The organism is Marinoscillum luteum, assembly GCF_044005705.1.
Classification (GTDB): domain Bacteria; phylum Bacteroidota; class Bacteroidia; order Cytophagales; family Cyclobacteriaceae; genus Marinoscillum; species Marinoscillum luteum.
In genome coordinates this window covers 42,248-62,290 of sequence record NZ_JBIPKE010000014.1, presented here as the reverse complement: position 1 = coordinate 62,290, position 20,043 = coordinate 42,248, and the positions used below count along the sequence as shown (strand labels likewise).

Here is a 20,043-nt window from a genome sequence, read left to right as displayed (position 1 = left end):
TGAATCAGCAGATACAAGACAGTAATTAAATGTATTAATCATACGAAGATGAACTTCAATAACTATACAATAAAATCACAGGAGGCCCTACAAAAGGCTACGGAAATAGCCAGCGGGAGTGGTCAGCAAGTCATCGAAACAGGTCACCTCATGAAGGCGATTCTGGTGTCTGATGAAAACCTGATCTCATTTTTGCTGAAGAAGCTGGGAGCGACCAGGCAGCTGCTAGATGGTAAGCTGGATGAGCTCATCAATACCTATCCTAAGGTTTCAGGTGGTCAACCTTACCTATCCAGTCAGGCACACCAGGCCTTACAAAAAGCTGAGAAATACCTCAAGGATTTTGGAGATGAGTATGTGGCCGTGGAGCATATTATTTTGGGCCTTCTTGCCGGGGGTGATAAGACTGCCCAGGTGTTGAAGGATGTAGGGTTTGAGGAGAAGCCACTCATCAAGGCGATCAAGGAACTACGTGGAGGAGATAAGGTTACTGACCAGAATGCTGAGTCTAAATATCGGTCTTTGGAGCGCTATTCCATTAACCTCAACGAGCTGGCCAAAAAGGGTAAGATTGATCCGGTAATTGGGCGCGATGAGGAAATCAGGCGCATGCTCCAAATCCTGGCCAGGAGGACCAAAAACAATCCAATTCTGCTCGGAGAACCCGGCGTAGGAAAAACAGCAATTGTGGAGGGAATGGCGCAGCGAATCGTGGACGGAGACGTGCCTGAGACGTTGAAATCCAAGGTTATTATTTCTCTGGACATGGGACTCCTGGTGGCAGGAGCCAAATACAAGGGAGAGTTTGAGGAGCGTCTGAAAGCCGTGATCAAAGAGGTGACAGATAGCGATGGTGAGATCATCTTGTTCATAGATGAGATCCACACCCTGATCGGTGCCGGAGGAGGAGGCGAAGGAGCCATGGATGCCGCCAATTTACTGAAACCGGCCCTGGCACGTGGAGAGCTTCATGCCATTGGAGCCACTACGCTCAAGGAGTATCAGAAATATATAGAAAAGGATAAAGCGCTGGAGCGCAGGTTTCAGTCAGTGATCGTAGACGAACCATCTGTTCCAGATGCCATCTCAATTCTTCGGGGTATTAAGGACAAATACGAAGTACACCATGGAGTAAGGATAAAGGATGATGCCGTTATAGCGGCTGTCGAGCTTTCCAACAGGTACATCTCTGATCGGTTTTTACCGGATAAGGCGATTGACCTGATGGACGAGGCAGCTTCTAAGCTTCGGATAGAAATAGACTCACTGCCTGAGGAATTGGATGAGTTGAACCGGAAAATCATGCAGCTGGAGATCGAGCGGGAGGCTATTCGCAGGGAAAAGGATAAGCAGAAGGAGAATGAGCTGAGTAAGGAGATCGCAGACCTTACGGGCAGACGAAATGAGCTGAAAGCTAAGTGGGAAAATGAGAAAGCAGTAATCCAGGGCCTAAGGCAGGAGAAGGAGAATATTGAGCGCTACAAAACAGAAGCTGAGCAGGCAGAGCGCTCTGGTGATTTTGGTCTGGTAGCAGAGATCAGGTATGGTAAGATCGTAGAGTCAGAAAAGAAACTAGAAGCCTATAAGCAACAGCTTTCGGATATGCAGGGTGAAAAATCTCTGCTAAAAGAGGAAGTGGACAGTGAGGATATTGCTGAAGTGATCGCCAGATGGACGGGAATACCAGTGTCTAAAATGCTCCAGAGTGATCGGGAAAAACTCTTGCATCTGGAGACCGAGCTTGGTAAGCGGGTAGCAGGTCAGGAGGAGGCGATCATGGCCGTGGCTGATGCGGTTCGCAGAAGCAGGGCTGGTCTGCACGACCCCAAAAGGCCCATCGGATCGTTTATCTTTTTGGGTACCACGGGAGTAGGTAAGACCGAGCTGGCCAAAGCACTGGCTGATTACCTTTTCAACGATGAGAACGCCATGGTGCGCATAGATATGTCTGAGTACCAGGAACGTCATGCCGTGAGTAGACTGATAGGTGCGCCTCCCGGATATGTGGGCTATGATGAAGGTGGACAGTTGACTGAATCAGTCAGGAGAAAACCTTACAGTGTGATTCTGCTTGATGAAATAGAAAAGGCGCATCCTGATGTGTTTAACATCCTGCTGCAGGTGCTGGATGATGGGCGACTGACGGATAATAAGGGCCGGGTGGCCAATTTCAAGAATACGATTATCATTATGACCACCAACATCGGTTCAGGTCTGATTCAGGAGCGGTTTGAAAACCTGACGGATGAAAATGCTGAAGGATTGATTGAAGAGACCAAAAAAGAAGTTTTTGAGTTACTCAAACGATCTGTGCGTCCGGAATTCCTGAATCGTGTGGATGAAACCATCATGTTCAGACCGCTGAGTAAGGCAGATCTGAGAAAGATTGTTGCGATCCAGTTTAAGCTGATTCAGAAAAGACTGGAAGAGAATGGCATCAAGATCGAAGCGGATAACAAGGTGCTGGATCACCTAGGTAAGATTGGTTTCGACCCTCAGTTTGGAGCCCGACCCCTTAAGCGTGTTTTGCAGCGAGAGATTCTCAATGAGCTATCCAAGGATATTCTCAGTGGGAAGATTCTAAAGGATGCCGTAATCGGTGTTACTTTATCTGAAAACAACACGATAGAGTTTATTAACCTCGATGAGGTAGAAGTTGAGTAAAATTTACCTGAAGCCAGCCTTCGAAGCTGGCTTCTTTTTTTGCACCTATGTCCGCAAATAGATTTTCATCACTTATGCATACGGTTCGCAGGTTTCTCTGGGTATGCACCATTGGGTTTATGATTGCCTGGCACAATGTGTATTTTCAGGATGATCGCTTGCGTGAGGAGGACCGGATCGAGCAGACACAGTTGGAAGAGGACGAGGAGAAAGAGGCCGGGGACTTTGATTGGGAATCGGATCTGGCTTGATGTTTTTTCAAAGCGGGTTTCATGGAAAATCAATAAATTAAGAAGTTGAAAATTGATTGATCACCCACTAACCCAAACCCATGAAACGACGCACATTTGTCAAAAACACCGCACTGGCTGCCGGAGCACTCTCTTTTCCTAACATTCTCAGAGGCGGGATCAACCAACACAATAAGATCAATATTGGGGTAATTGGTTGCAATGGCATGGGGTGGTCCGATACCTATTCCCTTCTAAAAATGCCGGAAGTGGACCTGGTAAGTATTTGCGATGTGGATGAGGGTGTGATTGCGAAAAGGCTGATGGATTACCAAAAGCTGAGAACCAACAAACCCACACAATATGGAGACTATCGGGAGCTTCTCAATGATAAGAAACTAGATGCAGTAGTCATCGGCACCCCTGATCACTGGCACTGCAAGCAAATGGTGGATGCTGTGAGAGCTGGCAAGCATGTATATGTAGAGAAGCCAGTGGCCAATACCATTGAAGAGTGCGGAATCATGGTAGACGCTGCCCGGGACACGGGCAAGGTGGTGCAGACTGGTCAGTGGCAGCGGAGTGGTCCGCATTATCGGAAGGCCAGAGAGATTGTGCAGTCGGGAGTTCTGGGCAAGATCAGGGTGGTGAAGACCTGGGCGTATCAGGGCTGGATGGGCGCCATTCCGGTGGTATCTGATGGGCCGGTGCCAGAGGGGGTAGATTATAAAACATGGCTCGGTCCTGCCCCAGCCAGACCGTTCAATCAAAACAGATTTCATTTCAATTTCAGATGGTTTTGGGACTATGCCGGAGGGCTGATGACCGACTGGGGCGTGCACGAAATAGACATTGCCCTTTGGATCATGGAGGAGAAGGCCCCGATCTCGGTGGTGGCCTCCGGAGGCAAGCTGGCCTTTCCTGATGATGCTTCCGAAACACCAGACACCCTGCAGGCCATCTATCAGTATAAAGACTTCAACATGCTTTGGGAGCACGCCACCGGTATCGATTATGGACCCTATGGCCGCCGTGAAGGCATTGCATTCATTGGTAATAATGGCACCCTGGTGGTGGATCGATCTGGTCTGGAAGTTCTCGTGGAACGCGAATCAATCGGTTACTCTAACAAAGGGGAATTAAAAATGAGCCCTGTTGCGCCAGTGACCAAATCGGATGCAGAGAATTACCTGGATTTGCACACGCAGAACTTTGTGGCAGCTATGAAAGCCAATGATCCTGGGCTGCTCAATACACCGATCGATTCAGGGAGTATAGCCGCCATCAATGCGCAAATGGGTAACATAGCTTTTAAGACCGGAGAGAAGGTCTATTGGGACCAGGAGGCAGGGAAGTTCAAGAACAACCCGGAAGCCAATCAATACCTGATGGCCAACTACCAGAATGGCTGGAAGGTGAGTAGATAGATTGGTTGGTAGTGCAGCGACCCTTGACTTTATTAGTCATAATGATAGCGACAGGCATAAATCAGTAATTCATCCCCACTTACCTGATAAACAAGTCGGTGCTCTAAATCAATCCGTCTGGACCAATATCCGGCAAGATCATACCTAAGGGGCTCGGGCTTGCCAATGCCGTCAAATGGTGTTCTTTTGATGACTTTAATAAGGTCATTGATTTTTTTGACCATCTTTCTGTCAACCTTTTGCCAATAGACATAGTCCTCCCAGGCATTTGCTGTGAAAACCAGCGTCACTTTAGTTGTTCAGGGTTTGGCTTGTGGGTTTTACCTGATTTCATTTGCTCGATGGACTCATAAAGGCGATCGGCATTTTTTCTGGAATTGAGTAAGTGCAGGGTCTCCATGATAGAGTTGTACTCTTCGAGTGAAATTAATACCGTGCCTTTCCCACTTTTCCTTTTGATCACTAAGGTTTCATTATCTTCTTCAACATGATCAAGGTATTTTTTCAATCCCGCTCTAAACTCTGAATAATTTGCTGCTATCATCTTTCGTCCATTTTAGTTGTACAAATATACGTACTTAATTATGGAAAGTTTGTAGGTGTTCAGAGCGGGATTGACAGAACTGAATACGCCTGATGAAGTTCTGTAGTGATCACTTTAAGTTTTTAATGTGCCAGAGAAAAAGTAATCGGTAACACCATTCGTACTTTCACAGCTCTGCCGCGTTGCTTGCCCGGATTCCATTTGGGACTGTTTTCGAGCACTCTTATGGCTTCCTCGTCACAGCCGAGTCCTATTCCTTTCAGCGTCTTTAATTCTGTGAGGGATCCGTCTTTGTCTATGATAAATTGTACATAGACAGTCCCGGTCACATCCATAGTCTTTGCCCTTTTAGGATACTTGATATTGGTGGCCACATACTCATAAAATGCAGATAACCCTCCCGGAAAGCTGGCTTGTGTCTCGATAAGCTCGCCCATATACACGTTGTTGTCCACTTCTGGCGATGGCTCTATCGGGATGTCGTCAAATGGAATGTCGTCTATGGGTTCTGTCTCTTCAATATAAGATTCCAGTTCATTGCCCTCCACGATAATGGGTGGTTGGGTGATTACCTGCGGCTTTTTCATAGGCATTGGCTCAGGTGGCTTGGGGGCTGGGATCACAGTATTGCGTACTATGTAAGGCTCCTCCCATACAGGCTCCTCTTTGCGTAGATCAAGGGGCTCGTACTGGCCACGCCATTCGAAGGCCGCTGTGACCAGCGCCAGGGCGATAACCAGACCAATGCTGAAGAATAGAGGAGTTTTAGGCTCCAGATCGTATGCTGCATTTTTCTTGAGTTCCATGAGGTAATGGTTTAGGTGAGAAAAGATTATATGTATTAAACGAAATTTTTTAGTCAGGTATTGTGGTCAATATGCGGAGCAGTGTGGTGGAGTTGCGGATTCAGCAATTACTTTTGCAGTCATGAAAATTATTGAGTTTCTCAAATCAACAGATAGTTTGACGATCCAGCTTCTGATCACAGCTGCATTGGTGCTGCTGTATGCCATCCTCAATAAAGTGACTTCCAGACTCATCAAGCGCTATGGGAAGCGAAGAGAAATATCTACACCACGCGTGGTTTATACCACCAAATATTTTCGGTTTGTGCTGGTGGTGTTTATCCTGCTCCTCCTGGGGTTGACCTGGGATATCTCATTTGAGGGGCTTTCTGTTTACTTCTTGTCATTCTTCACCGTGGCAGGCATTGGGCTGTTTGCAGCCTGGTCCATCCTGAGTAATATCACTGCGGCCATCCTGTTGTTTTTTTATTTTCCCTATCGCATTGGAGACCGAATTCGCATTGTGGATGGCGACAATTCCATTGAGGGCATTGTCAACGACCTTAACATGTTTTCCATCATCATCAAAAACGATGAAGGCCAGAAAGTGACATACCCCAATAACCTGGCTTTGCAGAAAGCGATTATTTTGATCAATGACTAATCGGAGCGAATCATTTTTATGCTTAAATTGTATTAACTAAAAAATATACTCATCATGACACACGAAGAACTAGAAAACGAGATCAAAACCCTCGAAGGCCAGCTAACCGGCGACATGTTTCAGGATATGGACATCAGAGACAAAATCCACAACCTGAAAATGACGCGGGATGGTATCAAACCGGCCAACCAGGTAATTGAATGCGTAGGATGCGGAAGCTAAGTTCTGGGAAAATATAAGCCATTAAAAAAAGGGCCTCCGATAACAATCGGAGGCCCTTTTTAGGTCTAAGAAAAACCCTGAATCCAGCGGAAACAGGCTTTATTGGGTTATCATAATAGTAAAGAAGTAGTCGTTGTTAAATGCCCGTTGGCGATTGAATTGATTCCAGTACCGGAGTGCTTTTCCCAAATCTGTAGGAAAAGCTAAAATTGATCAGGTAGTCGGCAAAAGCGGCATCACCATGTCCACCACTTTCTTTGTCTGAAAAACTTCTGGTGCGGTTTCGCTCCACGGCCACAGGTACTGTAAGATTGAAGGCCGTATTTCTGATGCCGTAGGTCAGTCCTGGCTCCAGAGAGATCGCATACCCAGGTCTTCTAAAACCTTCGTCGCCTCCTATCAGGTCACTGGAAGGCACCCCCTCCAGTCGGCCACCACCATAGAAAAACAGGCCATGTATAGGTGTCATCACCAGGGCTCCGAGCCTGGCAGCATACTGGTCTGGGACAGAGAAGTCTCTGCTTCGTCCTCTGGTTTCCAGGGTATAATATTCACGAGGATTAGAAAGATAGTAGAGGTTGGCGCTGATGACCACCCCATTGGAGAGGGTATGGTAGCCTTGCACATCCAAAGTAACTCCATAGCCCCCATCACCGGGTTGGATGGATTGATCCACACCGGAGAGGATGGTTTGATCCTTATTGTCTCCCTGGTTATAAAACTCGTCCTGAGCACGGTAGTCACCCGAGGCAAATTTCATCCCCAGTCCAATAGATGCATTGGTTCCGGTACTTTCCGCAGGATCCAGTAGCCAGTAGGTCATTCCCAGCCTGATGTCAGCCAGTCCCGCACTACTGGTAGCGTGTCTGTCTCCAGCCCAAAATTCATTTTCTACAGTGGATATGTCATCTTCTTTGGGATTGCCACCATGCTCATATAGGGACGATCTGTTATGGTGCACAAAAGGGAGAGCTACATTGAGCGATAGTCGGTCTGTGAGGCCGTAGCTCATCAGGAAGTCAAGAAAAAATGAGTCATTGATCACTTCTGATCCTTCTTTTACACGGTTAGTTTCTTCATGTTTCCCTCGGAAATGCTTGTAGGAATGAAAGTAACGGAAATTGGTTCCGGCTTGCCATTGGCCCTTTTGCAAGGAAGCTCCACCGCCCACATTGGCTCCACATCCGGAGCGTATGGCCACGCATCCTTGTGCGTGGATCTGATTGTAGGATAATAGGTACAGGCATAGGATACCTGCTATGGTTAGGTATAAAGTTTTCATTGTTTAGGTTTTAGTGCATCGTACAAACACCCATCTTCAGTGAATTTTGCCGATGAATTGATTCAAAAAAATAATAAGACGAGATATGAATCTTTAAACCTGAGGGGGTGGGGTGGTGATGGTAGAATAGCACTCTGTGAGCATGTCAGAGGTACTGAAAAATGATGTTTCTGTTAGCTTAAAAAGTTTTTCAGGAAGTAGGTCATGGGTATCAGCCAGATAATCTTTGGCAATAGACTTGAGCAAATTCACTTTCCCGGAATGCTCCGAGTCAGAAGTATTCATCATTTTTATCCAATCTGAGATGGATTGATTGAGCTCCTGCACTGCGTAATCTTCTGCCACGATCAAGTGAATGGCATCTTGAGAATATTTTTCGAGAACCGTTCTGTATTGTTTACCGTCAATGGTGATGCTACCATGCGATGGGCGATATTCGGATTGATCAGACCAATAAGGCAGCGTAATTGGGATCGAAATGTGTTTCATATCAGGAGTCACATCCACCCGCACGAGCCACTCTTCATTGATTTGCTTCATGCTATACCAATAGTAACCCAGATACCCTATATGGTAGAGTAGGAAGAGTGTAAGAAAGCCTAAAGCAATGAGTCTTTTCACGGTGTGGGCCTGAATCCAACTCGAAAGATAATAAAATGTTTGAGACTTGAAAATTTCAACAAGGCTGATCTGGTACATTAACCTCGTTGGTCACGTTTAAACTCGGTGAGTTTGGCCAGCAAATCTTCCCGAATTAGATAAAGAGGCGTTTTGTCCAGGTAATCCAGAGAATAGTCACAGTAAAAAATGAAATCCGTGAGTTCGTTACCTTCCAGCGCCGTTACTTCATGTACCCATTCCCTGGAAAATTTGGCATATACACGTTGCTCTCTGTGTTCATTTTGGATGACCCGGTGATATTTCCGCTTCTCTTTTTCCTGCTTGCTGAAATTGTAATACATGGCAGAGAGTGGATGTGTGGCCATGTATAATGGATTTTTGATCGTCTTCTCATTGAGCATAGGGTCTTCTTTGGCCACTGGCAGGGGCATCCCATGATACCAGAAGGAGGTGTCTTCGGGCTGGTAGTTGAGTATTTTTCTTTTGAATATCTCTTCTGTGGGAATGTTTTGTACAATGACGTCATTCAGCAAAAGGGTATCCTGGGGAAGCGCCAGGCTAATTTCCTGGTCCAGCCACTCCTGCCGGGCGATCCAGCCGAGTGTTTGATAACCTACAATGGAAAATACGATGGTATCACCCACACTCGCCGGAATGCGGAACCGGCCCTGAGCATTGGTGACGGTGAGCTGATTGGTGGAGTAGTTGGTTACATGTGCAAACTGCACCGGTTGGCGAGTGGCTGAGTCCACCAGCACTCCAATAACGGGGTGCTCGTCCTGTGCCACGGTTTTTAGTACCAGCGACATTAAAATTACCAGAAACAAGAACGTCGGTTTCACAGCACAAAGGTCTGACAAAAAGATGACAGGAAATCGGAATTAGGATTTTTTAACATTTACGACTACTCCACGATCAGATAGCTCTGTCTGAAAACGGGACTCCCATCTGAGGTAAGACCCTGCACTTCTATCAGGTACTCGGCATCTTCGTCGGAGGTGAAAAAACTGAAAGTGGCGGTTCCGTTCTGATCGGTTTGAACCGCAGGGTTCCAGTACAGGGTGGCACGGTAATCTGGCTTTTCTTCAGTGATCACATCATAATTTGGGCTGTAAAACTCTCGTGGCTGATAATATCCGGGGAGTTTGAAGTTGGCGATCCCCACTACATCCAGATTGGCATAGGATTGCTCGCTGCGCGGATATATGGCGATCACACCACTGGCACCTACAGCCCCGAATATGGAAGCCTTGGCACCCGTGAAGTAGTCTATGGAACCAACATCGCTGGGCGAAAGGTCCTGCATGACAAACTCCTTGTCTACCTGCATACCGTCATAGAAAAAAGCAACTGTATTGCTTCCTGAAAAGGTGGAAGCACCACGGCTTTGCATGGTGGTGGTGTTAAACCCTGGAATCTGGAGTGCATTGAAGACATCAGCCATACTGGCTGCGCCCAGACGAGGGTCTACTGGCATAGAATCCAGCTCCACCCTTGTGGTGGGGTTGTTGTACATCAGCGCTCGGCTGCTTACCGGATCGTCATAAGGGTTTTTGGATGACTTAAATTCAAAGGCATCCAGCATGATGGCACCACCTTCTGAAAAGGCCGCCTCAATCTCCCTTATCCTGTTCATTTGCACTTCCGCATCTGAGATGGCATCATCCATTTCTGCTTCTGGAATGGGGACTAGTGGGATTACCACAGGAGGACTTTTTCTTTGGTTCACTTTGATGTAGTAAGCATCGTTTTTTTCCTTAGTGGGGTCCTTTTTGGCCTTTTTTCCGGGTTTTTGGGCCTGCAGGATGATGGATACAGTATCCTGAAAATCCAGGCCGGCGAACTGAAACCTACCGTCCTCCCCGGTTTCTACAGTAGCGTTGATCAGTGGGCTTTCGAGTACCGTCAGGCTGACGTTGCCGGGGGCGGAGTGCTGTCGGTTGTAATACTTAAAGAGCTGCCCGCTGATACTCTGATGTTGCTCCAGAAAGTGCTGGATTTCGGGTAAATCCTTGTTCATCACTGTGGCCCATTTGAAACGTCTCCATCCTTGTGTAAGCAGTAAATTATTGAGCGCTTCCACTTTTTCCATGTCCACATCAGCAAAATAATACTGAGGCATTTCTATGTGCCCCTTTAGGTCTGAGGATAAAAGGAGGTGGGTTTGAATGGTGTTTTTCATGGGGAGATCCAATGAAGCCTTGAACACGGAAACCGACAAATCTGCCAGGCCATTATCTTCTCCGAGGTGATCCATGGACAGAGAAACGCTGGTTTTACTTCGGTTCGCATTTTTTTCTATGTTTTCAATACTCAACGTGGGGTCACCCTGGCTCATGATGAATGAAAGCCGCTCTGCGATGGCAATCCCCTCAGGGTTGAACAGTGTGAAATGGACAATGCCAGTGGGGAGGTCAGTAGTAGAAAAGGTGGAGAACATGTAGCTGTTGGTGGGATCAGGTTTCAAAAGCATGACGGCTTTGCCACGTTGATAGCCCAGCAGGAAGTGATTTTCGAGAGAATAGTCTTTGGTCAGGACCTTGAGGGTCATTTTTTCCAGGGCGGGAGTTACCTGAATGATGGCTCCGTTTGGGCGCACTGTTGGAAGGGGAAATTCGAAAACGGAGCCCTGATACGAAACACGCGCAGTGTACATATGCTCGATAGTCGGGATTAGTTTAAAGGAGCCCATGCCTGCAAACTGGCTTTGAAAATCAGTGATTTTATTGGCCTGATCATCCACGATTTCTCCAGAGATGCTTACTCCAAGGCCCTTTTCGTTGATGGCTTTGAATCCCACCGAGGTGATCAACCCGTTAACCAAATCCCCACTTTCCGGAAAGAATTGTACATCAAAGGCCGTTGGAGGAGCTTCAGGACTGGGGTATGCTACCCATTTGTTAATAATTTTGAGCGGTTGGGTATAGAGCAGTGACCGATCAAAATTGAGCATATAATTGGTATATGCTTTCAGAAAATAGTCCCCATCAGGGAGGGAGTCGCTAAGGTCTATTTCGGCAAACCCACTGCCATTTTCCAGCTTGAGAATGCGGGAATATAGTATTCGCTGATTCTGATCAATGAGGTCTACATTGAGTACTTTGCTCAGTTTGCTGGCTTTCAGGGTGTTGGCATCCGTCAGGTAGGCTTTAAACCAGAGTGTCTCTCCGGCAGCGAGGATCTGCTTGTTGGTATGCAAAAATACCTTTTCCTGGGGTCTGAGTTCCAAATACTCGGTGAGCTCATCTACGACCAGTGTTTCGATGGGCTGCGCGAAGTGATAGGTAGCGTGTAGCAGAAAAACCGTTAGTGCAAAAAATCTTCTCATCTATTAGGCGTTAGATGGCATAATATTAACCAAAGTGTAACCTATTTGGGAAGTAAATGGGGTGAAAAACCTCAAAAAAAGTACTCCAGGATTAAATCGCGAGGTTTTCTATTTCAGAAAAGGTAAGAGTAGGTTGGTTAATCAGGGTGGTGTCGGTACCTATTTCGATGGAGTTAGACTTCCAGGAGTCTCCAAAACGTGAAGGTTTGATCAATTTGACCGGTAGGCCTTCGCTCAATAGCGTGAGCCCTACGATCTGAATGTCTTCCAATTTGACATTTTCCCCAAAGTAAATGGCGTTTGATTGATAGTTGGCAAGCTCAGGATCTACCGGGCGTTCGTGAATATAAAATCCCAACTTTTGAAGTGCATAAGCGCTGTTGCCATCCGGAGCATGCTGGTAGTATCGGATCACTATGTCAGTTCTTGCCTTGTTAGGGGGTAGTTGACTTAGGACTTCTGCTTGATAGTTAGCCTTCAGGGTCTGAAAAAAATCGCTATTTGATGGGCTCTGTACCTCAGAAGTTTCCTTGGCTTCCTTTTCTGCATCTTCTGTCGGGCTTTCAAATTCCGGCTGATCTTCAGGTATTGTCTCAGGTTTTGTGGCAGGCTCGGCGGTTTCACCATGGCTTTTTACACTGCTTTCCACTTTCGGCTTTTGATTGAGTCGATGTTCGTCAGGGGCATAGTGGAATCCAAAAAAACGATCGAGGACAAAAAGGATGAGGAAAGTAGAAGCAAGGAATAAACTATAGGATATAAACCGATAGCGATGTTCAGGTTCCATAGGTTATGTAGTTTTTCCTAAATTTAGCAATTATCTGCTTAGAAAACCTATCCCAATTTATACCTACACACAGAACCAAATAAAAAGGGTGCCCATGTGGACACCCTTCTCGTAATGATTGTTCTTTCGCTTATCAGGCTTTTACTGCCTTAGCGTCTTTTTTAGTATTGAGGTCTATGACCACCGGTGTGGCGATGAAGATCGAAGAATAAGTACCAATAAGGATACCGATCAACAACGCAAAAGAGAATCCCTTCAAAGCAGCTCCACCGAAGATGAAAAGTACCAGTACCACGATAAGTGTGGTGATAGAGGTAATCAACGTACGGCTAATGGTGCTGTTGAGTGACTCGTTGAATACTTTCTTCATTTCACTGCCGGTTTTGATCCCCAGGTTCTCCCTGATTCTGTCAAATACTACCACGGTATCGTTAATGGAGTAACCAATGATGGTAAGTATGGCAGCGACAAAAACCTGATCTACTTCATAGGTAATCCCAAAAAGTGAGACAATTGCAAAGGCTGAGAGCACAAAAAGTGTATCGTGGAACAGTGCTACGATCGCACCCAACCCAAACTGCCACTTACGGAAACGAATGAGTATATAAAGGAATATGGCGATGAGAGCGAAAAGGGCTGATTCATAGGATGAGTTTTTGATGTCATCCGCTATGGTCGCGCCCACTTTGGAAGAGCTACTGATCGTAAATGAATCCGGGCCCAGGTCAGCATTGGTGCTGTAGGTAAGCCCGGAGGCAGTTATTCCCTCTATCAGAGCATTCTTTACTTTAAGATCTGCAGCATCGGTTTCATCATCTATCAGGTATGACGTGGTGATTTTCATGATGTTGTTGGCTCCATAGGTTTTCACCTCGGTACCCTGATTGTCAAAGTAAGGGGCCACAGAAGCTTTAAGTGCTGAAGGTACAGCGGCCTCAGTGAAAGTCACCACATACGAGCGACCACCTTTGAAATCCACACCCAGGGTAAGTCCTTTGATGAAAATAGCTACAATACCTACGGCAATAAACGTCGAGCTGAAGATATAAGCCATTTTACGCTTGCTCAGAAAATCGATATTCAATCCTACCAAAGCATTTCTGGAGAAGGCATTGGCAAATGAAAGTTTAGAGTTGTCTCCTTTCTTAGAGAAGGCTTCCACGATCACACGGGTGATGAATACCGCACTGAAGAATGAACAGGCAATACCGATCATCAAAGTGATCGCAAAGCCTTTCACAGGTCCCTGTCCCAGTATGTAGAGAATCATCGCTGTGATGAATGTGGTCACGTTGGCATCTATGATAGAACTGTATGCTTTACTATATCCGGTGCTTATCGCTGCTTTCAGCCCTGAGCCGTTTCTAAGCTCTTCCTTGATACGCTCAAAAATAAGTACGTTGGCATCAATGGACATACCGATGGTCAATACGATACCGGCAATCCCTGGCAGTGTGAGTGAAGCACTCAGCTGTGCCAAAATCCCCATGATAAAGAAGATATTGAAGAACAATGCCACGTTGGCAATGAGACCTCCTTTGGCGTAATAGAAGACCATGAAAATGATCACAATACCCAAACCTGCTACAATGGAAATAATCCCTTGCTCCTGAGCTACTTTACCCAGGGTAGGTCCGATCACCACGTCTTCCACGATGGTGGTAGGCGCTGGTAGTGCACCAGCTTTCAGGATATTGGCCAAATCTTTGGCTTCTTCAATGGTGAAGCTTCCGGAGATCGAAGAGTTTCCGTTCGGGATTTCACCTTCCACATTGGGTGCAGAGTATACATAGTTGTCCAGTACAATGGCAATTCTTCTTCCCACATTGCTGGCGGTCAGTCGTCTCCATGTTTTGGCTCCTGCGGCACTCATTTGCATACTCACAGCGGGTCTTGAGCGCTGATCCAGGTCTTGTCTGGCGTCTGTAATGACTTCACCTGTAAGTGGCGCTTTGCCCGTGCGGGAAGTTCTGATCGCATGTAGCTCCAGTAGCTCAGGAGATCCTACTGCTTCGCTCTTGATGGCCTTCACAGACCAGAGGAACTTTACATTCGAAGGAATGACTGACTTCACATCCTCTCTTTGGAGGATTCTGTTGATGGTCGAAGTGTCTTTCACATCGTAAACCAGTCCGTACTGAGACTTGATCAGAGAAAATAAGGGCGAAACCTGGCTGTTGAGTGCCGAGTCAAGGTTGCTTGTGGCTGAGTCACCTTCTGCCAGCGCAGTGGTGTCCGCAGTGTCCGATGCATTGTCATCCTCAGTAAGGAGTGATAGGTCTTCCTGCACGGTTTCAGTGCTGGCCGTCAGGTCTTCAGTATTCAAAGTAGCTTTTTGCTCTTTTACCAACAGATCATTGATGGCCTGAAGGGTTGGCGAAATCTCATTGATTTCGTGTACTTCCCAAAACTCCAGCTTAGCTACTCCTTGCAACAGTTTTCTTACCCGCTCAGGGTTGTCTACACCAGGAAGCTCTATCTGGATACGGCCTGTACCCTGAAGTCTTTGAATGTTGGGCTGTGAAGTACCAAATCTGTCGATACGTGTTCTCAGGATATTGAATGAACGGTCGATGGCACTTTCTACTTCGGCCTGGATGATGTCCAGTACTTCTTCATCGGTAGAGTTGAGACTGATACGGCCCCTGTTGGCAGTATTCGAAAAAATAAAGGCCAAAGACTTGTCCGGAGCGCTTGCTTTGAACACACGGTAAAACTCATCTACATAGTTGTTCTGAGTGCCACGTATGTTGGTCTTGGCAGTGATCAATGCACTTTGGAAGTCAGGGTCCTGATTGTTTCCACTCAGTCCTTTAAGAATGTCCACCGGAGAAACCTCCAATGTCACGTGCATACCACCCTGAAGGTCAAGCCCAAGATTAAGCTCGGTCTCTTTGATGTCCTGATAGGTGTAGTCAAGCCCAAGCAGATTGTACACGGGCTCATTCCAAATAGAATCGAGGTATCGCTGTTTTTCAGCGAAGTTGATATTGCCGCTAGCATCTGTAGTGGCTTCGGTTGCCTCCTTTTGGATCTTCTGTGCTACAAATGTGAATGACAAATAGTAGATACACAGCAAGGAGATAACGATTGTTAGTGAAACAACAAATCCTTTGTTTTTCATGGTGTTAAGTATGTTTTTTTGAGAAAAAATCGGGTAATCTAAAAAAGGCGGTTCTGGTCTGCAGTGGGCAGACTAGGGTGCGTTGGGGGAGATAATTCTTCTGAAAAGAATCTTCAGTACTTTGCTGCCAGCACATACTGCTTCCTCACCAGCGGTGATATCTTCTTCAAGACTCTCAAAGCTGGTGAGGATGTCTATGAGGAGAAACTCGTGGGTAAGGCTTACATGGGCTGTGACAGGGATCGCATCGAAAGCCCTGAGAACAGTCTCAGGTTGCTGCTCTTCATCAGTAGGCGCATTGTCTACCTGAGCCAGCTCTTCTATATTCAGTTGTGGCGTGATAGGGGTGGTCACTGTGATGGCTAAAAAGCCCACAATTAGTCCCAGCATCACCAATGACCTGAATAAAAAGTTCGATATGTTACTTTCGCCTGGTTTCAAAGCGCGACAAAACTACTGAAATACAATTAATTACTTAGTCCAATCAGAAAATTATTGATTGACCTTCTGGCGCAGGTAAGAAACAATTACCTCCAGACCCACAGAAAAGCCGTTGTGATTCGGAATCAGCACATCTGCTTCATGTTTGAGAGGCTCTATGTACTTTTTGAAGGCGGGTGTTACATGGTGCTGAAAGCGATAAAGCACGTCACTTAGGTCATACCCACGCTCTTCGGCATCTCTGGTAATCCTCCTGGTCAGCATCAGATAGTCGGGTGCCTCAATGTAAATTTTCAAATCCAGCAGGTCCAGTATTTCTTCATAGTAAAAAGTGAAGATGCCTTCCACCACGATAATCGGTGTGGCCTTGATATGGATAGTTTGGGGTTTCTTTTCGTCGTTATTGAAGGTGTATTCCTGAATGATTATGTCTTCACCTTGCTTGAGCTTTCTCAGGTCATTGGAAAACCGCTCCCGATCGAGTGATTCGGGGAGGTCAAAATTCTCCACCCCTCGCTCATCCAGTGGCTGCTCTGTGCGGGGCTTGTAGTAGTTATCCAGAGAGAGTAAGCTAATTTCTCCTTCTTCAATCTTCTCCATGAGCTGTTTCAGAAACAGCGTTTTGCCTGATCCGCTTCCACCGGTGATTCCTATGATCAGAGGTTTTGACATGTTATTTAGTTTTCAAAAATTGGATGAGTTGTTCAAAGGCCCGGGCTCTGTGGGAGCGGGCATTTTTCTCAGCAGCGCTCATTTCAGCAAAAGTCCGGTCTTCACCTTCAGGTAAAAATACAGGATCATATCCAAAACCCTGTGCCCCGGTCTTTTCACGGATGATCTCACCTTTGGCAATGCCCGTAAACTGGTATTCATGGCCCTGGTTATCTATGTAGGTGATCACGGTTTTAAACCTCGCTTTTCTGTTCTCCTCGTTTTTGAGATTCGAAAGGAGTAAGTCCATATTAGCATGGCTGTCATTGTCCGGGCCAGCATATCTGGCGGAGTACACACCAGGCGCGCCACCCAGCGCCTCCACCTCCAATCCGGTATCATCGCCGAAGCAGGCTACTCCATGCTTCTCAAATACATACCGAGTCTTCATGGCAGAGTTGCCTTCTATGGTATCTGCGGTTTCGGGGATTTCTTCGTGCAAGCCCAGGTCATCCAGACCCAATAGCTCCAGATTTTCAGGGATGAGTGCTCTTAGCTCTCTTAGTTTGTTGGTATTGTGGGTGGCAAAGTAGATTTTCATGTCCTTCACCGCACATAACTCGGGTAGATGTCAAACACCAAAACGGCATTTCGCGGGATGCCCAGGCCAAATGGAGGATTGGTGGAATAGGCCAGCCCGGATGGAATGATAATTTGCGCACGACCACCTACTTTCAAAATACCCAACACTTTGGAAAGCCCCTCGCGGTATCCACGCTCATAGCTATAGAAGTTGGTGATGATCTCCGGAATGTTCCAGCCGTCAGCCGTGTAGGTATAGATGATCGGGTTGTAAGTAAGGTCTTCGTCGTAAGTACCATTATTGATATCCACGGTATCAATGTTGGTGGCAAACAGAAAACCGTCGGTCAGTCGGCCTGCTATAAAAAACGAAACAATGTCGTTGTGATTGATTCCGGCTCCATTGCCTGAGTCGAGTACCACATACCATACTCCTGACTCGGTAGTGTCCACATCGGTATATCCCTTGGCGTTTACATAGGCTTCCATCACCTTCAAGTCAGCTTTGAGCTGAACATCCGGATCTACGCTGGTGACGATTGTGTCCTGCCTGCAGGAGTAAAGGGAAGCGGTAATGATCATCATTACCGCTATTACTTGACCTTTTATGTTTTTCATTTCTCGCTTTTTAAAATCAGCCTGCCCCTTTGGTAAAGTTATGTGGTTATGCTTTAATCAGTGCAGGTTACTGGTTTTGACCAACTTCTAATACCTCAACGTCAAAAACAAGAATACTGTATGGCTGAATGGTAGGACCGGCGCCTCTGCTGCCATAACCAAGTGGGCTGGGGATATACAATGTAGCTTTTCCACCAGCTTTGATATAGGCGATACCTTCGTCCCATCCCGGGATCACACGTCCCTGACCAATATTGAATTTGAATGGCTGGCCACGCTCGATAGAGCTGTCAAAAGGCTCTCCGCTAAATAAACGACCAGCGTAGTGAACAGTCACCTCGTCACCTGGCTGCGCAGTTGCTCCGGTACCTTCCTGAGTAATGACGTACCTCAGACCAGACTCAGTAGTGATGGCATCAATGCCATTTTCTTCGAGATAGGCATCGATGGTTTCGCCATCAGAAACAAGCTTTTCTTCAAGAATCACTGATTCTTTGGCACGCTGCTTTTCAGTCATTTCCTGCACGTAAGCACGGTAATCTTCCTGGCTCATTTGGGCATGAAATTTCATATTGATGCTCATCACTGCAGCAGAGTCCATATCCGGAGGTAGCTGTGTCTGATAAGTTTCTTCGAATAGATTTTTGGCCGTTGTAGTGAAAAACACGCTATCACCCACTTCCATTTCTTTCAGTACCTCCTGCAGGTTGCCGGCTTTCATTTCCGGGTCAAAGGCCAAAGCCAATGGTTTTTCAGGAGTGGTTTCGGTAAGTACTTCACCATCAGCTCCCACTATTTTCAGGTATAAAACCACAATAGAATCTTTTTGGGCGCCAAGGCCGTCACCCTTCACCAGGCAGGATACTTCCACTCCGGTTTCTGTTGTAAAATCATTGTTTTTGTTGCAGGAAAATACCAGCAGCGGAAAGATCAATATCCAGATGTTTTTCATTTTGTTTTTTGGTTATGGGTTTGCTGAAATTTTGGAATCAGCGATTTAAATTTTTCTACAGTTTCCTCTAGTCCTAAATCAGAAATGCCGCCAGCGGCATTTTTGTGACCACCTCCGCTAAAGTACTCAGAGGCAATATCGTTCACAGCATAGTCGCCTACTGATCTGAATGACATTTTGACTTCACCACCTTTTTCCATGATGATGGCCGCCACCACAATGCCATTGATCGAAAGGGCATAATTGACCAAGCCTTCGGTGTCTCCGCTTTTCAAGTGAAATCGCTCGTGCTCTTCGGCACTGATCACAAAGTAGGCCACCTGATATTCAACATTCACCACCAACTTTTCCATTAGCGCATAACCAATGAATCTCAGTCGATTCAATGAATTGGTATCATAAATGAGTCGGCTTATTTTATTCACATCAGCGCCAATCTCCATCAGCTCAGCCACGGTGCGGTGGATTTTTGCGGAGGTGGAGCCGTGCTTGAACGAACCTGTGTCGGTCATGATGCCCGCATACAAGGCCTCGGCTATGGCCAAATTAATCTCTTCTTTACCATCCAGAAGCAGAATAAGGTCGTAGATCAGCTCCGCAGTAGCTGCGGCTTTGTTGTCCCAAAGTTCATAATCTGCGAACTGCTCAGGGTTCAGGTGATGGTCCACCAGCAACTTCTTAGCTTTGGAGGAGCCTACCATTTCGCCCAGCTTCTTGATCCTGTTGAGTCCGGAAAAATCCAGGCAGCAGATCAGATCTGCCTGCTCGAACAGTTCAGCAACCTGCTGATGGTTTTTCTCACCATACACCACCACCTCATCATTGCCCTCCATCCAGTGCAGGAAGTCGGGATAATCCGTAGGGGTGACCACAAGTGCCTCGTGCCCACGGTTTTTAAGAAAATGGTATAATCCCAGAGAAGAGCCCAAGGCATCAGCGTCAGGATTAGCGTGGGTGGTTATAATTATTTTCTTGGGGGTGGATAGTAATGCTTTTAAAGCGCTTAATTCCTTCATTAACAATTCTTGCCTCACCTTGGCTGTAAGTGAATCGCAAAACTCACAATAAATCAAGTAAATACAAAATGGCTGGTAAGGTGATAGTGAATAGGATAAATGTTA

Annotated in this window: 20 protein-coding genes; 5 read left to right on the top strand and 15 right to left on the bottom strand. The window is 46.4% G+C overall.

Annotated features, from left to right (window positions below):
* The first annotated feature begins 48 nt into the window (after positions 1 to 48).
* From clpB to ACHKAR_RS06300, 3 genes are all read left to right on the top strand, one after another.
* On the top strand, positions 49 to 2,664 hold the full coding sequence (gene clpB, locus ACHKAR_RS06310) for an ATP-dependent chaperone ClpB (protein WP_395416630.1): 2,616 nt from the start codon (positions 49 to 51) through the stop codon (positions 2,662 to 2,664).
* A gap of 74 nt (positions 2,665 to 2,738) precedes the next feature.
* Positions 2,739 to 2,915, top strand: a complete 177-nt coding sequence (locus ACHKAR_RS06305) for a hypothetical protein (RefSeq protein WP_159584259.1) — start codon at positions 2,739 to 2,741, stop codon at positions 2,913 to 2,915.
* 80 nt (positions 2,916 to 2,995) lie between these two features.
* The gene (locus ACHKAR_RS06300) at positions 2,996 to 4,321 is read left to right on the top strand and encodes a Gfo/Idh/MocA family protein (protein WP_395416629.1); all 1,326 of its coding nucleotides are present in this window, start codon (positions 2,996 to 2,998) and stop codon (positions 4,319 to 4,321) included.
* A 32-nt stretch (positions 4,322 to 4,353) separates the two neighbouring features.
* On the opposite strand, the gene ACHKAR_RS06295 is transcribed toward ACHKAR_RS06300, so the two are convergent.
* The 3 genes from ACHKAR_RS06295 to ACHKAR_RS06285 form a co-directional block, all read right to left on the bottom strand.
* Positions 4,354 to 4,611 (bottom strand): Txe/YoeB family addiction module toxin, encoded by a 258-nt coding sequence (locus tag ACHKAR_RS06295; RefSeq protein ID WP_395416628.1) that lies wholly within the window; start codon positions 4,609 to 4,611, stop codon positions 4,354 to 4,356.
* On the bottom strand, positions 4,608 to 4,865 hold the full coding sequence (locus ACHKAR_RS06290) for a type II toxin-antitoxin system Phd/YefM family antitoxin (protein ID WP_159584265.1): 258 nt from the start codon (positions 4,863 to 4,865) through the stop codon (positions 4,608 to 4,610). Before ACHKAR_RS06290 ends, ACHKAR_RS06295 begins: the two co-directional genes overlap by 4 nt.
* 122 nt (positions 4,866 to 4,987) lie before the next feature.
* Positions 4,988 to 5,671, bottom strand: coding sequence for an energy transducer TonB (locus ACHKAR_RS06285; RefSeq protein WP_395416627.1), 684 nt, complete (start codon positions 5,669 to 5,671; stop codon positions 4,988 to 4,990).
* A 121-nt stretch (positions 5,672 to 5,792) separates the two neighbouring features.
* On the opposite strand from ACHKAR_RS06285, the gene ACHKAR_RS06280 reads away from it, so the two are divergent.
* Together ACHKAR_RS06280 and ACHKAR_RS06275 are read left to right on the top strand one after the other, a co-directional pair.
* Positions 5,793 to 6,314, top strand: coding sequence for a mechanosensitive ion channel domain-containing protein (locus tag ACHKAR_RS06280; RefSeq protein WP_395416626.1), 522 nt, complete (start codon positions 5,793 to 5,795; stop codon positions 6,312 to 6,314).
* A gap of 54 nt (positions 6,315 to 6,368) precedes the next feature.
* On the top strand, positions 6,369 to 6,536 hold the full coding sequence (locus ACHKAR_RS06275; RefSeq protein ID WP_395416625.1) for a hypothetical protein: 168 nt from the start codon (positions 6,369 to 6,371) through the stop codon (positions 6,534 to 6,536).
* Positions 6,537 to 6,672: 136 nt separating this feature from the next.
* On the opposite strand, the gene ACHKAR_RS06270 is transcribed toward ACHKAR_RS06275, so the two are convergent.
* From ACHKAR_RS06270 to ACHKAR_RS06215, 12 genes are all read right to left on the bottom strand, one after another.
* Positions 6,673 to 7,818 (bottom strand): transporter, encoded by a 1,146-nt coding sequence (locus ACHKAR_RS06270; protein WP_395416624.1) that lies wholly within the window; start codon positions 7,816 to 7,818, stop codon positions 6,673 to 6,675.
* A gap of 93 nt (positions 7,819 to 7,911) precedes the next feature.
* Complete coding sequence (locus ACHKAR_RS06265) at positions 7,912 to 8,439, bottom strand: hypothetical protein (RefSeq protein WP_395416623.1); 528 nt, start codon at positions 8,437 to 8,439, stop codon at positions 7,912 to 7,914.
* 77 nt (positions 8,440 to 8,516) lie between these two features.
* Positions 8,517 to 9,248, bottom strand: coding sequence for a carboxypeptidase-like regulatory domain-containing protein (locus ACHKAR_RS06260; RefSeq protein ID WP_395416622.1), 732 nt, complete (start codon positions 9,246 to 9,248; stop codon positions 8,517 to 8,519).
* 95 nt (positions 9,249 to 9,343) lie between these two features.
* Positions 9,344 to 11,767, bottom strand: coding sequence for a hypothetical protein (locus ACHKAR_RS06255; protein ID WP_395416621.1), 2,424 nt, complete (start codon positions 11,765 to 11,767; stop codon positions 9,344 to 9,346).
* Positions 11,768 to 11,858: 91 nt separating this feature from the next.
* On the bottom strand, positions 11,859 to 12,554 hold the full coding sequence (locus ACHKAR_RS06250) for a hypothetical protein (protein ID WP_395416620.1): 696 nt from the start codon (positions 12,552 to 12,554) through the stop codon (positions 11,859 to 11,861).
* A 133-nt stretch (positions 12,555 to 12,687) separates the two neighbouring features.
* The gene (secDF, locus tag ACHKAR_RS06245; RefSeq protein ID WP_395416619.1) at positions 12,688 to 15,678 is read right to left on the bottom strand and encodes a protein translocase subunit SecDF; all 2,991 of its coding nucleotides are present in this window, start codon (positions 15,676 to 15,678) and stop codon (positions 12,688 to 12,690) included.
* Positions 15,679 to 15,750: 72 nt separating this feature from the next.
* Positions 15,751 to 16,068, bottom strand: coding sequence for a hypothetical protein (locus tag ACHKAR_RS06240; RefSeq protein WP_395416618.1), 318 nt, complete (start codon positions 16,066 to 16,068; stop codon positions 15,751 to 15,753).
* Positions 16,069 to 16,170: 102 nt separating this feature from the next.
* Positions 16,171 to 16,791 carry a uridine kinase gene (gene udk / locus ACHKAR_RS06235; RefSeq protein ID WP_395416617.1) on the bottom strand — a complete coding sequence of 207 codons (621 nt, stop codon included), beginning with the start codon at positions 16,789 to 16,791 and terminating at the stop codon, positions 16,171 to 16,173.
* Position 16,792: 1 nt separating this feature from the next.
* On the bottom strand, positions 16,793 to 17,371 hold the full coding sequence (gene rdgB, locus ACHKAR_RS06230) for an RdgB/HAM1 family non-canonical purine NTP pyrophosphatase (protein WP_395416616.1): 579 nt from the start codon (positions 17,369 to 17,371) through the stop codon (positions 16,793 to 16,795).
* Between the two features lie 5 nt (positions 17,372 to 17,376).
* Positions 17,377 to 17,970, bottom strand: coding sequence for an FKBP-type peptidyl-prolyl cis-trans isomerase (locus tag ACHKAR_RS06225; protein WP_159584289.1), 594 nt, complete (start codon positions 17,968 to 17,970; stop codon positions 17,377 to 17,379).
* Positions 17,971 to 18,037: 67 nt separating this feature from the next.
* Entirely contained in the window at positions 18,038 to 18,922 is an 885-nt protein-coding gene (locus ACHKAR_RS06220; protein WP_159584291.1) for an FKBP-type peptidyl-prolyl cis-trans isomerase, read from the bottom strand.
* The gene (locus ACHKAR_RS06215; RefSeq protein ID WP_159584293.1) at positions 18,919 to 19,938 is read right to left on the bottom strand and encodes a DHH family phosphoesterase; all 1,020 of its coding nucleotides are present in this window, start codon (positions 19,936 to 19,938) and stop codon (positions 18,919 to 18,921) included. The genes ACHKAR_RS06220 and ACHKAR_RS06215 overlap by 4 nt, the downstream gene beginning before the upstream one ends.
* Positions 19,939 to 20,043 lie beyond the last annotated feature (105 nt).

Excerpts from the sequence above, each read along its gene's own strand:
- clpB (WP_395416630.1), top strand. The coding sequence starts at position 49 with ATGAACTTCAATAACTATACAATAAAATCACAGGAGGCCCTACAAAAG.
- ACHKAR_RS06305 (WP_159584259.1), top strand. The coding sequence starts at position 2,739 with ATGCATACGGTTCGCAGGTTTCTCTGGGTATGCACCATTGGGTTTATG.
- ACHKAR_RS06300 (WP_395416629.1), top strand. The coding sequence starts at position 2,996 with ATGAAACGACGCACATTTGTCAAAAACACCGCACTGGCTGCCGGAGCA.
- ACHKAR_RS06290 (WP_159584265.1), bottom strand. The coding sequence starts at position 4,865 with ATGATAGCAGCAAATTATTCAGAGTTTAGAGCGGGATTGAAAAAATAC.
- ACHKAR_RS06285 (WP_395416627.1), bottom strand. The coding sequence starts at position 5,671 with ATGGAACTCAAGAAAAATGCAGCATACGATCTGGAGCCTAAAACTCCT.
- ACHKAR_RS06280 (WP_395416626.1), top strand. The coding sequence starts at position 5,793 with ATGAAAATTATTGAGTTTCTCAAATCAACAGATAGTTTGACGATCCAG.
- ACHKAR_RS06275 (WP_395416625.1), top strand. The coding sequence starts at position 6,369 with ATGACACACGAAGAACTAGAAAACGAGATCAAAACCCTCGAAGGCCAG.
- ACHKAR_RS06270 (WP_395416624.1), bottom strand. The coding sequence starts at position 7,818 with ATGAAAACTTTATACCTAACCATAGCAGGTATCCTATGCCTGTACCTA.
- ACHKAR_RS06260 (WP_395416622.1), bottom strand. The coding sequence starts at position 9,248 with ATGTCGCTGGTACTAAAAACCGTGGCACAGGACGAGCACCCCGTTATT.
- ACHKAR_RS06255 (WP_395416621.1), bottom strand. The coding sequence starts at position 11,767 with ATGAGAAGATTTTTTGCACTAACGGTTTTTCTGCTACACGCTACCTAT.
- ACHKAR_RS06250 (WP_395416620.1), bottom strand. The coding sequence starts at position 12,554 with ATGGAACCTGAACATCGCTATCGGTTTATATCCTATAGTTTATTCCTT.
- secDF (WP_395416619.1), bottom strand. The coding sequence starts at position 15,678 with ATGAAAAACAAAGGATTTGTTGTTTCACTAACAATCGTTATCTCCTTG.
- ACHKAR_RS06240 (WP_395416618.1), bottom strand. The coding sequence starts at position 16,068 with ATGCTGGGACTAATTGTGGGCTTTTTAGCCATCACAGTGACCACCCCT.
- udk (WP_395416617.1), bottom strand. The coding sequence starts at position 16,791 with ATGTCAAAACCTCTGATCATAGGAATCACCGGTGGAAGCGGATCAGGC.
- rdgB (WP_395416616.1), bottom strand. The coding sequence starts at position 17,371 with ATGAAAATCTACTTTGCCACCCACAATACCAACAAACTAAGAGAGCTA.
- ACHKAR_RS06225 (WP_159584289.1), bottom strand. The coding sequence starts at position 17,970 with ATGAAAAACATAAAAGGTCAAGTAATAGCGGTAATGATGATCATTACC.
- ACHKAR_RS06220 (WP_159584291.1), bottom strand. The coding sequence starts at position 18,922 with ATGAAAAACATCTGGATATTGATCTTTCCGCTGCTGGTATTTTCCTGC.
- ACHKAR_RS06215 (WP_159584293.1), bottom strand. The coding sequence starts at position 19,938 with ATGAAGGAATTAAGCGCTTTAAAAGCATTACTATCCACCCCCAAGAAA.